The 14,241-nt window shown below is 65.4% G+C and carries 7 protein-coding genes; all 7 read left to right on the top strand.

What is annotated here, in order from left to right:
- Positions 1 to 62: 62 nt before the first annotated feature.
- The 7 genes from ABIB27_RS10365 to ABIB27_RS10335 all read left to right on the top strand — a co-directional run bounded on the left by ABIB27_RS10365 (position 63) and on the right by ABIB27_RS10335 (position 14,123).
- Positions 63 to 971, top strand: a complete 909-nt coding sequence (locus ABIB27_RS10365) for a biotin--[acetyl-CoA-carboxylase] ligase (protein WP_354215214.1) — start codon at positions 63 to 65, stop codon at positions 969 to 971.
- Complete coding sequence (locus ABIB27_RS10360) at positions 964 to 1,563, top strand: PH domain-containing protein (protein ID WP_354215215.1); 600 nt, start codon at positions 964 to 966, stop codon at positions 1,561 to 1,563. Before ABIB27_RS10365 ends, ABIB27_RS10360 begins: the two co-directional genes overlap by 8 nt.
- Positions 1,550 to 2,674 carry an adenylate/guanylate cyclase domain-containing protein gene (locus ABIB27_RS10355; RefSeq protein ID WP_502909171.1) on the top strand — a complete coding sequence of 375 codons (1,125 nt, stop codon included), beginning with the start codon at positions 1,550 to 1,552 and terminating at the stop codon, positions 2,672 to 2,674. Before ABIB27_RS10360 ends, ABIB27_RS10355 begins: the two co-directional genes overlap by 14 nt.
- 285 nt (positions 2,675 to 2,959) lie before the next feature.
- The gene (locus tag ABIB27_RS10350; RefSeq protein ID WP_354253856.1) at positions 2,960 to 9,091 is read left to right on the top strand and encodes an Ig-like domain-containing protein; all 6,132 of its coding nucleotides are present in this window, start codon (positions 2,960 to 2,962) and stop codon (positions 9,089 to 9,091) included.
- Positions 9,092 to 9,161: 70 nt separating this feature from the next.
- On the top strand, positions 9,162 to 10,133 hold the full coding sequence (locus ABIB27_RS10345) for an AAA family ATPase (RefSeq protein WP_354253855.1): 972 nt from the start codon (positions 9,162 to 9,164) through the stop codon (positions 10,131 to 10,133).
- A gap of 52 nt (positions 10,134 to 10,185) precedes the next feature.
- A complete protein-coding gene (locus ABIB27_RS10340; RefSeq protein WP_354253854.1) occupies positions 10,186 to 11,517 on the top strand; it encodes a DUF58 domain-containing protein in 1,332 nt (443 codons plus the stop codon).
- Entirely contained in the window at positions 11,514 to 14,123 is a 2,610-nt protein-coding gene (locus tag ABIB27_RS10335) for a transglutaminase TgpA family protein (protein ID WP_354253853.1), read from the top strand. Before ABIB27_RS10340 ends, ABIB27_RS10335 begins: the two co-directional genes overlap by 4 nt.
- Positions 14,124 to 14,241 lie beyond the last annotated feature (118 nt).

The raw sequence follows: 14,241 nt of genomic DNA, 5'->3' as shown, positions 1-14,241 counted from the left end.
CATTCCAGGCATGTGGCCGCCGGAACAGCCGCCGGCGCGGCGTGAGTCGATAGGATTCAACCATGGCTGACACACACGCACCAGGAAGTCCTTTGAACCGCGGAGCCCTGGCGGACCAGGATTTCCTGGCCGCTACCGGCATCGCGAAGGTGGTTGTGATGGACTCCACCGGGTCCACCAACGCGGACCTCCTGCGCGGACTCACCGTTGAGCCAAAAGAGTGGCCTGACCTGTCCGTGCTGACGGCTGAGTACCAGACCGCGGCGCGCGGCAGGCTGGACCGGACCTGGGAAGCGCCGCCGCTGAGTTCCGTCTCCGTTTCCATGGTTTTGCGGCCAGCCAACGCGGCGGGCAGGCCCCTGCCCACCCACACCTATTCGTGGCTGTCGCTGCTGGGCGCGCTGGCGCTAAGGCAGACACTGCGGGAGACGGCCGGCATCCCGGCCGAGCTTAAATGGCCCAATGATGTCCTGGTCCGTGGCCGCAAGATCGCCGGGATTTTGGCCCAGATGGGGCCCATGGGCGACGGTTCCGTGCCGGCGGTAGTCCTGGGGACCGGCCTAAACGTGACGCTGACCGAAGCCGAACTCCCGGTGCCCACAGCCACGTCCGTGGCACTTGAGCAGCCGCTGACTGTTGACCGGACCCAGCTGCTTAAGAGCTATCTGGCGCACTTCGCCGTGCTCTACCGCAGTTTCTGCAATGCCGACGGCGACCCCACCGCCGGGATGGCCGGTGGCCCTTCGCTCCACAAGCGGGTGGAGTCCGTGATGGTCACGCTGGGCAGGCAGGTGCGCGCGCAATTGCCCGGCGACCACGAGATAATCGGCCATGCCACCAGGCTGGACGAGTACGGATCCCTGCTCGTGGTGGACAAAGACGCCCGCGAACATGTGGTGACCGCCGGCGATGTAGTTCATCTGCGCCCGTGGACCCCGCCCGGCCAGGGCACCGAAGGCGGTTATGCGTAAAGGCCTCGTGCCGGGCGAACAGGTCATCACCACCACCCGTCCGCAGCCGAGGAAACTGGCCGGCCCGGCCGCACTCTTCATCGCCGCGCCCGCCGCCGCGGCCTTCGCCAGCGCCTGGACTCTGCGGGGTGAGGCCAGCCGCGTGGTGCCGGCGGTCTCGGCGGACTGGACACCGTGGATCGTCCTGGCATGCGTGCTCGCCGCTGCATGGATATGGTTGGCATATTGCCTGCCCCGGCTGGTGCGCTGGCAGGGGACCCGGTACATACTCACCAGCCAGCGGATTGTGGCCCGCTACGGAATTCTGCGGCGGCGTGATGAGCAGGTAAACCTCGCCTCGGTCCGCAACGTGACGGTCCACCAGTCGGTGGTGCAGCGCATATTGCGCTCCGGGAATATATCCTTGGAAACCGGATACCAAAGTGTGGTGACCGTCCAGGACGTCCCGGAAGCCGCACGGTTCCGGGACTTTGTGCTGGATGCGATGGCCGAACTGCCCGAGGGCAGGGATCCGGAGACCGATGAATCGTGGGACAGTGCCGGGGACGTATTGCCGTGGGAATTGAGAGAAGGTGGACATGATGAACGATGAGGAAGAACAGGGCGAGCCGGCCCTGCCAGCCCCCGCAGCTGAGACTGCCCACCCCCCAACAGGCACGTCGTCCGTCGAGCGGCTGGCGGCCAAATTACTCGAGACCAAGCTGCTCGGTGGCGAGCGCAAGCTGAGGCGCCGCGAAGTGGCCGCCGGGGCCGGTCTGTCGCTCCTGTCGGCGCGGAAGCTGTGGCGCGCCCTCGGCTTCCCGAACTTCGGGGACGACGACGTCGCCTTCACGGAACGTGACCAGGCAGCGCTCTCCACAGTGGTGGACCTGGTCCGCTCCGGGGTTCTGACCGAGGAGGCCGCCATCTCCGTGACCCGTTCCATCGGGCAGATGACCGACAGGATGGTGGTCTGGCAGATCGAAGCCCTCGTGGAGGACATGGTTCACGAGCAGGGTGTCACCGACGCCCTGGCCCGCAAGCGACTGGTCCAGGAACTGCCGGCACTGCTGGACGCGCTGGAGCACATGCTCGTCTACTCGTGGCGGCGGCAGCTGAACGCCGGCGTGCAGCGGCTTGCCGTCCGCGCCGAGGCTGGCCTGCAGGCCAGCGAGGAAGGCCGCGAAGGCGACGAAGACGACGCTCCGCTGCCCCTGGCACGTGCCGTGGGCTTCGCCGACCTGGTCTCCTACACGAGCCTGTCCCGCCGGATGAATGAAAAGACCCTCGCCCGGCTGGTCCAGCGCTTTGAGAACAAATGCGCCGAGATCATCTCCGTGGGTGGTGGCCGGCTGGTTAAGACAGTGGGTGACGAAGTCCTGTACATCGCGGAAACGCCGGCTGCAGGCGCAGAAATATCGCTCGCCCTGGCAGAGGCCTTCACCGAGGATGAGATCCTTCCCGAAGCGCGGGTGGCGATGGTCTGGGGGCGGATACTGTCCCGGCTCGGCGATATTTACGGACCCACGGTCAACCTCGCTGCCCGACTGACCACCCTGGCTGATCCGGGTACGGTCCTGATCGATTCCATGACGGCGTCCGCGCTGGATCAGGACGAACACTTCGTCCTGGTCCCGCAGCCCGCCGAAAACGTGCGCGGGTTCGGTGAAATCCATCCGGTGCTGCTGGCCCGAGGCGAAGGCAAGGGCCTGGTAGTCGACTAGGATTTGGCTCCGGCCAGGGCGATACGCAGGGCACCGTGTGCTGAGCCCGCTGGGCCCCGATTGGCTCACCTGCGGGTTTATCCAGTTGTTGGCGAATCACGCTATAGTCGTCTGTGGCGGCCGATCGGGCCCCCGCATGAGGGAAGTGCTCCCATGGCGGTTCGTCAGGCACTGTCAGCAATATTCCGGTGCCTTTGTGGGGGAGCGGCGGAACCGGCCCACGGAAGCAAAAAGGGCAATTTAGCTGCCGCACGGCAGTTGTGATTTCAGGGGAATAGTAAAGCTGTGACAAGTCTGCTGGGGAAGCTTGGTCTCGTGAAGTGGCACAACAGGATGGTCACCGGGACGGTTTTTGCCGTTGTGGGTGCCGTGTTGGTGACGGGTGCGATCATCTATCCGGGGTTTAAGACCACCGAGGTGGAGTTGAACGACGGCGGTGTGTGGGTTGTCAGTAAGTCCAATAATGCTGTGGGCCGGTTGAATTATCCGTCGCGTGTGTTGGATGGTGCCGTGACGCCGGCGAGTACTACTTTCGATGTTCTCCAGAGTGCGGGGGATGTGTTTGTGGATGATGAGACGGGTTCGACGTTGAACCAGGTTTCGCCTGCGAACATGCGCCTGGGCGGGGATAAGCAGTTGCCGGGGTCTGCGGATGTGAGTTTTGGTGCCGGGGTGATCTCGGTGACGGATCCGGCGGCCGGGAAGGTGTGGGCGCTCTCGCCGTCCACGGTGAATGGTTTTGACCAGGAGGCTTCCGAGCCGGTGATGGTGGGGTCGGAGGGGCTGGTGTCGGCGGTGGGTGCTGATGACCGGGTGTACTCGGCGGACCCGAAATCCGGTCTGGTGACGGTGACCGCCGTGGACGCCAATGGCGAAGTGCTGACCTCGGATTCGAACACGTGGAGTGAGCTCAAAGGCGCGGGTGATCTGCAGATCACGGTGGTGGGCGATAAGCCTGTGGTGTTGGATGCTGCGGCGGGGAACCTGTTCCTCCCGGGCGGTAAGCGCCTGGTGTTGGCGAGTGCGCGGGATGCGAAGCTGCAGCAGGGCGGGCCGGCCAGTGAGTTTGTGGCCGTTTCGACGCGGAAGGCGTTGTTGGAGCAGCCGTTGGATGGTTCGACGGCGAAGACGGTCACCTTTGATGGTGAGGGAGTGCCGGCAGCACCGGTCCAGTTGGGTGGCTGTGTGCATGCGGCGTGGGCCGGGGCGAACAAGTATGTCCGTGACTGCGGAAATGATGCTGACGACAGGAACGTGGATGTGCCCAAGGCGAGTGCGTCGCCGTCGTATGTTTTCCGGGTGAACCGTGACCTGGTGGTCCTGAATGATGTGAACTCGGGGAATGTGTGGCTGGTGAACCAGAACATGCAGCTCGTGAACAACTGGGACGACGTTGTGCCGCCCAAAAACGAATCCGATGAGCAGGACCAGGAGTCGGCGGACAACAACACCATCAACGTCCTGCCGGACCGCAGCAAGCCCAACCGGCCGCCGGAAACAAAACCCGACGTTATAGGCGTCCGTCCAGGACGCACCACCATCCTCAGCGTCCTGGATAACGACTCAGATCCCGACGGCGACGTCCTGACCGCCGCCGTCGGCGATTCCGGACCCAAAGCCGGAACCCTGCAGAGCATTTACGGCGGCACGGCATTCCAGATCTCCGTGCCCGCGGACGCCAGGCCCGGCACCGAAAGGTTCAACTACAACGCGGCCGACGGCCGGGGGCTTTCCGCCGGCGGGCAGGTCACCCTCAACGTGGTGGGTCCCGACGAAAACCGGCCCCCCGTCTTCAAACGCGGCGGTGAGGCCACCACCATGCTCGTGGAGCAGGGCAAAACCGTTAGCCAGAACATCCTCACCGACTGGACCGATCCCGACGGCGACGACCTCGTCCTGATGGACGCCAAGGCCGACAACGACCAGGACCAGGTCAAAGTCCGCCGCGACGGCGTCCTGACCTTCCAGGATTCCGGCGCCACCGCCGGAAAAAAGAACGTCCAAGTCACCATCTGGGATGGCCGCGCCACGGTCACCGGAAAAGTCGTGATTAACGTCCAGCCGCCAGGTGCTCTGGCGCCGGTGGTCAACGCCGACCACGTCACGGCAGTGGTGGGCCAGGACCTGGTGATCTCACCCCTGAAGAACGACGTCGACCCCAACGGCGGTGCGCTCCGCCTGGCGCAGGTCGAGGCCACCGGTCCCGCCGAGCTGGGTCCCGTCACCGACGGCGGCACCTTCACCTTCCGCAGCACCACGCCCGGCCCGGTCTACCTGACCTACATCGCCAGCAACGGCCCACAAAGCAGCCAGGGCCTGATCCGGGTTGACGTGGAATCCGGTAACGACGCCGGCGATCCTGTCGCCGTGCACGATGTCGCCCTGATGCCGACCGGCGGCAGCGTCCTCCTGGACCCCCTGGCGAATGACTCGGACCCGTCCGGCGGTGTGCTGGTCCTGCAATCCGTGAAGCTTCCGGAGGGCACCACAGCGTCCGTGAGCGTGATCGACCACAGCGTCCTGCGCATCACCGATGTCCTGGGCACCAAGGAGCCCTTCCGCTTCGAATACACCATGTCCAACGGCAGGAAGCCAGCCACCGGCAGCGTCGCCGTGGTCCCGGTCCCGGCTCCCGCCGTCGTCGAAGCACCCCAACCCAAACCCGACGAAGTAAACGTCCGGGTCAACGACGTCGTCACCATTCCGGTGCTGGAAAACGACACCCACCCGCAGGGCCAGCAACTGACCGTTGACCCCGTCCTGCCGCAGACCGTGGACGCACTGGACGGCAAGAGTTTCGTCTCCGAAAACACCGTCCGGTTCATCGCTGGCGCCCAGCCCAAAACGGTCCGGGCCATCTATAACGCAGTGGACCCGCAGGGGCAGAAGAGCGCCGCTGCTCTCACCATCCACATCCTTCCGCTGGAAGGCGCCGAGAATTCCCGGCCGCAGCCCCGGAACCTCACCGCCCGCGTGGTGGCCGCCGGAACAGTGCGGATACCGGTACCCCTGGACGGGATCGACCCCGACGGCGACTCCGTGCAGCTGACCGGCATCGACAGCACCCCTGCCCTGGGAACCGCCACCGTGGGCAGCAACTTCATTGACTTCACCGCGGCCGGCGACGGCGCGGGAACCGACACGTTCCGCTACAAGGTGGTGGACCGCCAGGGCGCCGTCAACACCGGCACCGTGACGGTGGGCATCGCCCCGCGGGGAGAGACAAACCAGAACCCCACCCCGGTCGATGACGAGGTGAAGGTCCGTCCGGGACGGCAGATCGCCGTCGACGCCACCGGCAACGACACTGACCCCGACGGCGACCTCATCCGCATCCTCACGGACGGCATCGAAGCTGACGCAGCCCTCCAGACCACCGTCAGCAAGACCAGCGGACGCATCATCCTGCTGGCCCCCAACGCGGCCGGCACGGTTAATGTCCGCTACGCCATCGCCGATGACCGGGGGGCATCCGCCCAGGCCACCATCCGCGTGGTGGTCGATAACGAGGTTCCCCTGAAGGCGCCCATTGCGCGCGATGACCGGGTAACGTCCGCCCAGGCCAGGGGAAAGACTGCCGTGGACGTGCCTGTCCTCAAAAACGATGAAGATCCCGACGGCGTGGGTGAGAACCTCAAAATCAGCACCGAGGCCGTCACGGCACGCCCCGGGGCCGACGGCAACATGATCGTGGAGCTCACTGAACAGCCGCAGCTGATCCCGTACTTCGTCGAAGACGTGGACGGCCAGAAATCCACCGCGATCATTTGGGTGCCGGGCCTGGGGCAGCAGGTCCCCACCCTCGCCAAGGACGAGGTTATCGAGGTCATCTCGGGGCAGTCCGTGAACGTTGACCTCAAAGACTGGGTGAAGGTCCGTGAGGGACGGTCACCCCGCCTGACCCAGACAGACCGCATCAAGCTCATCGGCTCGGACGGCAGCAATCCCGTTTCGGGCGACGGAACCTCACTGGAGTACTTCGCCGGCGTGGACTATGTGGGGCCCGGCTCGCTGAGTTTTGAAGTGACCGACGGCACCGCCGTTGACGATCCTGCAGGCTTGAAGTCCACCCTCAGCATCCGCACGAAGGTGCTGCCGGACCCCAACCGCAACAACCCGCCCGAACTCCTGGGCGCGAAAATTGAAGTACCGAAGGGGGAGTCCGCCGACCTGGACCTGAGCCGGCTGACCTCGGACCCTGACCGTAACGACGTGGACAACATGAAGTACGACCTGGTGGGCGGCAGCCCTGCCAGCTTCAATGCCCGCATGGACGGCCAGATCCTCAAAACTTCGGTGGACGGATCAACCGCCACCGGCACCTCGGGGGCCGTTCAGGTCAAGGCGACGGATTCGCGCGGACTGGAAGCGACCGCCACCTACCAGCTGTCCGTCATCGCCTCCAACCGGCCCAAACCGGTTGCCAATGACGACCTTGAGCCCAACGCCGCCGCCGGTAAGCCGGTGACAGTCAAGGTCCTCGCCAACGACGCCAACCCGTTCCCCGAAACGGCGCTGAAAATCATTGCGACATCTACAGAAACCGGCCAGGGAAACGCGACGGCGTCCGGTGATTTTGTGACGGTGACGCCGTCGGCCGGTTTCACGGGAACCTTGGTTGTGGTTTATACAGTGGCGGACAAGACTGGCGATGATTCCCGCAACGCGACAGCCCGGATCCGGCTGACCGTCAAAGACAAGCCGCTGGCACCAACCACGCCGCAGACTCAGAGCGTGGGTGACCGGACTGCGCTGTTGAATTGGTCGGCCCCCGCGGACCGTGGTTCACCCATCACCAAGTACACGGTGTACGGCGAGTCCGGCTTCAGGCAGGACTGCCCTGCCAACACCTGCACTCTGAACGGGCTGGTCAACAACACGAAGTACCACTTCGAAGTGACGGCCACTAATGAATTTGGTGAGTCGGGCCGTTCGCCCGCTTCCGCGGACGTCCGGCCAGACGTCAAGCCGGACACCCCGGTGGCACCGGCCCTCAAGTTCGGTGACAAGCAGCTCGCCGTGAACTGGCTGGCCCCCGCCAGTAAGGGCTCGCCGATCAAGTCGTACGACCTTGAAATCTCGCCGGCCCCACCGGGACAGAACGCCCAGGTCCAGAACCTGACCGCCGTCAGCTACGTCTGGAAGGGTTTGCACAACGGCGTGTCCTACAAGGTCCGCGTCCTTGCCCGGAATGATGCCAGGGAACCGTCGGAGTGGAGCGCCTACTCGGCGGCTGAAGTGCCTGCCGGCGTGCCGGCCACCCCAGCCGCGCCCAACGCCGCCCAGACACAACCGGTGGGCAGCCAGAGCCAGCTGAAGGTTTCCTGGGCTGCGCCGAACAACAATGGTGACGCCGTCTCCGCGTACACGCTAACCACGCTCCGAGGCGGCGCCGCAATTGCCACCCAGCAGGTGGCAGGTACCTCCCAAAACGTCACGGTGGACAACTCGGAGACCAACTACACCTTTACGGTCTCCGCCACCAATAAGGCCGGCACCAGCGGCACCAGCGCCCAGTCGGCGGCCATCCGGGCCGCGGGCAAGCCCGGCCAAGTCAGCAGCGGAACAGTGACAGAGACCGGCACCAGTGGCCAGCTCAAGGTGACCTTCACACCGCTGACCGAAGCTCAGCGCAACGGATCCACGGCGAATGAGATCGCCTATTCATACCAGGCATCGACCGGCCAGACCGGCGGCATCAGCGCATCGGGTGGAAATATCGGCGGTCTTCCCAACGGCACTGACATCACCATCACCATCATCGCTAAGTCCACGAAGAACAACATGTCGGGTGATGCCAAGGCCATCGGCACGGGCAACCCATACGGACCGCCCAGCGCGCCCAATGTTGACGGCCTAACCTCGGCCAAGGGCGATGGCCAGGTGCATTGGACCTGGAACAACCCCAACACGAACGGCCGCCCACTCAACCGCTACGAAGTGAGCATGGACTCTGGCGGCTGGCAGAACGTGGGCCAGGCCAACAGCTTTGCAGCCGGCGCTGGAGGCTGGAGCAAGGGCCATACCCTGCGTGTCCGCGCCGTGACTGTGGTGGACGGTGCTATTGGCGGACCTGTCACGTCCACGTCCGGGACCGACCCCACCCCGCCACCGGCGCCAACGAAGGTCCGTGTCAAGCAAGTAACCAACAACAGTTGCCCGGGGAAGCCTGGGGTGCCGGATCGATTCGGCTATAGGAACGGCAGCCCCGATTGTGGCGGCAACGACGCTAACTGGGTTTCCTACTCCGACGGCTGGATTAGCAGCGCCTGCTGGATGAACATCTACGGTTCCAGTGAATCGTCCAACCCGGCGTCGTACTACAAGTGGTACCGGATGGACGGCGGCCCCCACCAGGGCTGGTACGTCAAGCTCGAAACCATCGACATCAGCGGCGCTGACGTCGGCAGATGCTGACCCGTACGCAGCCACATGCTCCATCATCACCGGACCAGCGCCCCGCACCACCAGAAAAGGACTGAACTTCATGACCATGACAACCGAGCAGGCCGAATGGTTTGCAGGCACTTTCGACAAGCTCGTTTCCAACGTGGGGCAGGCGGTGCTTGGTAAGGAACACGTCATCCGGCTGACCTTCACCGCCATGCTGGCTGAGGGACACGTACTGTTCGAGGATGCGCCCGGCACGGGCAAGACCATGCTGGCCCGTGCCATGGCCGCCACCGTCCAGGGCTCCAACAACCGCATCCAGTTCACCCCCGACCTCCTCCCGTCGGACGTCACCGGCGTGACCATCTACGACCAGAAGACGCAGAAGTTCGAGTTCCATAAGGGCCCGATCTTCAACAACATCGTCCTGGCCGATGAAATAAACCGGGCGTCGCCCAAGACACAGTCGGCACTGCTGGAAGTCATGGAAGAATCCCGGGTCACGGTGGACGGCGTAACGTATGAGGCCGGCCGGCCGTTTATGGTCATGGCCACGCAAAACCCGATCGAGCAGGCCGGTACCTACCGCCTCCCGGAGGCACAGCTGGACCGCTTCCTGATCAAGACCTCCATCGGCTACCCGGACCACGCTTCCACCGTCAAGCTGCTGGGCGGCTCCAACCTCAAGGACCGTTCCGCCGACATCACCGCCGTTATCACCACCCAGGCAGTGGCGGACATGGCTGACCTCGCGGCCACCGTGCACGTTGACACGGCTGTCCTGGAATACATCTCCCGGCTCTGTGAGGAGACCCGCAACGCGCCCGAGAGCCGTTTGGGCGTCTCCGTGCGTGGCGCCATCGCCATGGTGCGGGCTGCCAAGGTCTGGGCTGCAGGCCAGGGCCGGAACTTTGTCCTCCCCGACGACGTCAAGGACCTGGCCTCCGTGGTCTGGACCCACCGCTTTGTCATGGATCCGGAAGCGGAGTTCGCCGGAGCCACGGCCGAGGCCATCCTGGCCAGAGTGCTGTCCGACGTCGCGGCACCGCAGCAGCGCGCAACCGTCTGACGCTCCCGGCAGCCCCGGACCACTCTCCTCCAGCGCGAACAAAGGTACTTCTATGTCCAGCAGCACTCCGCTGACCCGGCTTGCTGAACGCCTCCGGCAACCCTTCCGCCGGAACGGCAGGCCAACCAGGCTGCATCCGTCCTCTGTCTGGTCCGAAGCCACCGGCACGGCCGCCCTCGCCCTCACCCCGGCGTGGGATAACGTCCGCGGCCTGTGGCTGCGGTACGCCTGGCCCGTCCTCACGGTGGTCAGCGTCCTGGGCTGGTCTGTCCTGGCCGCCTCGATCCTGCTGTGGACCGCTGGCCAGGCCTTCGGCTGGCAGGAGGCTAAAGCCGCGGCCATCGCCGCGTTTGTCCTTTTCCTGATCGCCATCGGGTTCATCCTGGGCCGGTCCTCGTACGGCGTAAGCCTGGACCTTGCCCGGACCCGCGTGGCAGTAGGGGACAGCGCGGTGGGAAGTATCGCAGTCTCCAACACCTCCACGCGCCCGCTGCTCCCTGCAGCCTTGGAGCTGCCGGTGGGTAATGCCACCGCCGTCTTCCACCTGCCCAGGATGAAACCCCAGCAGGTGCATGAGGACCTGTTCACCATCCCCACGGCCCGCCGCGCCGTCATTGTGGTGGGACCTGTGCGCTCCGTCCGTGCCGACCCGCTGCACCTGCTCCGCCGCCAGGTGATGTGGACCGGGCCGGAAGACCTCTTCGTCCACCCACGCACGGTAGCCCTGGCCGGTTCCGCGGCCGGCTTTATCCGCGACCTTGAAGGCATGCCCACGACCGACCTGTCGAGCGCGGATGTCTCCTTCCACGCCCTTCGCGACTATGTCCCGGGCGATGACCGGCGGCACATCCACTGGAAGACCACGGCACGGACCAACAAGCTGATGGTCCGCCAGTTCGAGGAGACCCGCCGCGCCCACCTGGCCATCTCGCTGTCCATCAATACGGACGAATACGCCTCGGAGCAGGAATTCGAAATGGCTATCTCCGCGGCCGCTTCGATCGGGCGGCAGGCCATTCGCGAGCAGCGCGAGCTCGATGTCCTCACGCAGAAGGGGCCGCTCCGCTGCGAAACCGGGCGGAACCTGCTCGATGACATGACGCGGATCGCAGGGGCACCCATGCGGCGCACCGCCGTCGACCTCGCCAGGACCCTGGCAGATACGGTCCCCAACGCGTCCGTGGTCTTTTTTGTGGTGGGCAGCAATATGACGCCCACCCAGCTCCGGTCGGCAGCGGCATCCGTGCCCCCTGGGGTGCGGAGCCTGGCCGTCCGCCTCCAGATCGGGGCCGCCCCCGGCGGCGCCAACATCGCAGACCTGACAGTACTGACGCTGGGCGACCTCGCCGATCTCGCGATCGTCCTCAGAAAGGCGGCCGCGTGAGCTCCGCATCCGACTTCCGGCACCGGGCGTCCCCGCGGCGGCAGGATGAGTCAGCCTTCGCCGGCGGCCAGCCCGCCTGGCATTTTGTGCTCGACGCCGGTGCACTCACCGTGCTGCTCGGGCTGGGCCTCCTCGGTTTCGGCCTCAGTTTCGGCGGGGACCCCTTCTACCTGGTCTCCGGGTTCGGCGGCATTATCCTGGGCCTTGGCATCGCGGCCGCCAACGCCCACCTGCGCCTTGGCCTGCTGATCACCACGGCCCTCGCCCTGGGCGCCTACCTGGTGTTCGGTACGGTCCTCGCCGTGCCGGATGCCGCGATTGCCGGCTTCGTTCCCAGCCTCGACTCACTGCGTACCCTGCTCCTGGGTGTGGTGTTCGCCTGGAAAGACATGCTCACCGTGGGTGTCCCTGTTGGCTCCTCCGGCGGGGTACTGATTGTCCCGTTGCTGAGTTCACTGCTCACCGCACTCGTTGCCGGGCTGCTCATCTGGCGCCTGAAGAGCCCTTACTGGCCGCTGCTTCCGGTGCTGGTCCTGTTTATCACCGGCATTGCCTTCAGTACCAACGCTGCCTTCCACACCGTTGACCGCGGCATTGGCCTGACCGTCGTCGCGATTGCCTGGGCAACCTTCCGCCGGGACGCGCTGCGCCGCAGCGATACCCGGAAAGTGTCGGTCAACCGTCCCCAGACGGATACGGCCACAGCCCAGCGTGCCAGACTCCGCAGGCTGGGTACGGCGGCGGCCGTCATTGCGGCCAGCGTTGCCGTCACAGCAGTGGCTGCGCCGTTAGTGACCGCCGGCGGCGACCGCAAGGTCCTCCGCAACGTGGTGGTCCCGCCCTTCGATCCCAAGGACTACATCACACCCTTGGCAAGCTTCCGGACCTTCGTCAAAGACCAGAAGGATGACACCCTCTTCGTGGTCAAGGGACTGCCGCGCGACGGCAGGGTCCGGCTGGGCGCCCTGGATGCCTTCAACGGCACCAACTACAACATGGACCCCAACGGCTCCGGCAGCTTCAGCAAGGTGGGCGACACCGAGTCCATTAACACCCTGGCGGATACCTCCAGGGTGGTGCCCACGAACGATTACGCCATCGACATCACCATTGAGGACTACCGGGGATACTTCGTCCCGGGCGGCCGGAAGACCACCGGCCTGAGCTTTGACCGGAGTGCTGCAACGGCCGCGTCAGGCCTCTATTTCAATGCAGGAACGGACACCGCCGTCACCACCCAGGGCCTGTCCGAGGGTGATTCCTACAGCGTCCAGGTATCCGATCCGGTCAAGCTTGAGCACGGCCAGCTCACCCAGTATGACTTCGCGAATATCAGCCTCCCGGATGCCGTCGAGGTACCGCCGGTGGTGGGCTCCCAGGCCAATGACCTCTCGGCTGATGCGCCCACCCCGATTGACCGGGTGCGGCAGATCGAGGCGCATTTCCAGAAGACCGGCGCCTTCAGCAACGGGCTGGTCACTGAGGGCCAGTTGCCCAGCGTGTCCGGCCACAGCTCGTCGCGGATCCGGACCCTGCTGACCGCCAAGCAGATGCTTGGCGACGACGAACAGTATGCCGTGTCCATGTCCCTGATGCTCCGCCACCTGGGTATCCCGTCGCGCGTGGTCATGGGCTTCTACCCTGATCCGACCAGCCCGGAAAACGGCGCCGGGGAAGTCAAAATCACCGGCAAGGACGTCCACGCCTGGGTTGAGGTGGCCTTCGACCGGGTGGGCTGGGTCAGCTTCGATCCCACACCGCCCAAGGACAACATCCCCATCCCGCCGGACCCGGAAAACAAGTCCAAGCCCAAGCCCCAGGTTCTGCAGCCGCCGCCCCCGCCGCAGGAACCCGTGGACCTGCCCACGGATTCTTCGCCGGATGCGCTTGACGCGGACGAAAAGAAGAACAACCCGTGGCTGTTCTGGGGGGCCCTGCTCGGTGCCCTGGGCGTTGCCCTGATTCCGCTGGCCATCCTCGCGTTGCCGCTGCTGCTCATCGCGCTGCTCAAATCACGACGCAGGAAAGCGCGTTTCACCGAGGGGCACCCTGCGCAGCGGGTTGGCGGTGGCTGGAACGAGGTCCTGAGCCTTGCCACGGACATGGGCGCCGGAATCGATACGCGGTCAACCCGGCGCGAAAGTGCCGCGGTAGTTGCCGAGGCATTCCCTGTCACAGGGCCCACCACCACCATGCTGGCGCATCGGGCGGACGCGTCCATCTTCGGGGCCGGCCAGCCCAGCGAAGAAGATGTCCGCGAATACTGGACCATCGTGGACGGCTCGCTGAAGGAGATGACCGGGACCGTAGGTTTCTGGCGCCGCCAGCGGGCCCGGTTCTCGCCCCGGTCGCTGCTGGCAGATGGCCGCACTGCGCTCAAACTGCGCAGCGCCAGGCTGGGCCTGCTGCCGCCGTCGCTCCGGTCCGGCAAGGGTTCGGCGGGACGGCCGCCGGCCACCGGTAGGGTGGAGACCGGCCCAGACCTCCCCGGCGGCGCAGGTCCCGCGACGCCGGGCACTGGAACAGGCGCGACCACGGCCGCCCCCGAGGCTGATGAGTCCACCGTTCTGAGGAACCCCGGCAGGAAGAACCACACTGAATCATGATGAACGAGGCCGAGCGCTGCCAACGGTGCCAGCAACTGATTCGCGGCGGCGCCACGTTCTGTACGGCCTGCGGCGCGCCGCTCCCCAACAGATCTGCCCGCAGCGGACGCAACGTGGA

It is taken from the genome of Arthrobacter sp. UYEF21 (assembly GCF_040546085.1).
Classification (GTDB): Bacteria; Actinomycetota; Actinomycetes; order Actinomycetales; family Micrococcaceae; genus Arthrobacter.
The sequence above is the reverse complement of the archived record's forward strand: the minus strand, read 5'-3'. Positions and strand labels throughout refer to the sequence as shown.

What these genes read in the sequence shown, in the direction of transcription:
- ABIB27_RS10365 (WP_354215214.1), top strand. Translation starts at nt 63, where the DNA reads ATGGCTGACACACACGCACCAGGAAGTCCTTTGAACCGCGGAGCCCTG.
- ABIB27_RS10360 (WP_354215215.1), top strand. Translation starts at nt 964, where the DNA reads ATGCGTAAAGGCCTCGTGCCGGGCGAACAGGTCATCACCACCACCCGT.
- ABIB27_RS10355 (WP_502909171.1), top strand. Translation starts at nt 1,550, where the DNA reads ATGATGAACGATGAGGAAGAACAGGGCGAGCCGGCCCTGCCAGCCCCC.
- ABIB27_RS10345 (WP_354253855.1), top strand. Translation starts at nt 9,162, where the DNA reads ATGACCATGACAACCGAGCAGGCCGAATGGTTTGCAGGCACTTTCGAC.
- ABIB27_RS10340 (WP_354253854.1), top strand. Translation starts at nt 10,186, where the DNA reads ATGTCCAGCAGCACTCCGCTGACCCGGCTTGCTGAACGCCTCCGGCAA.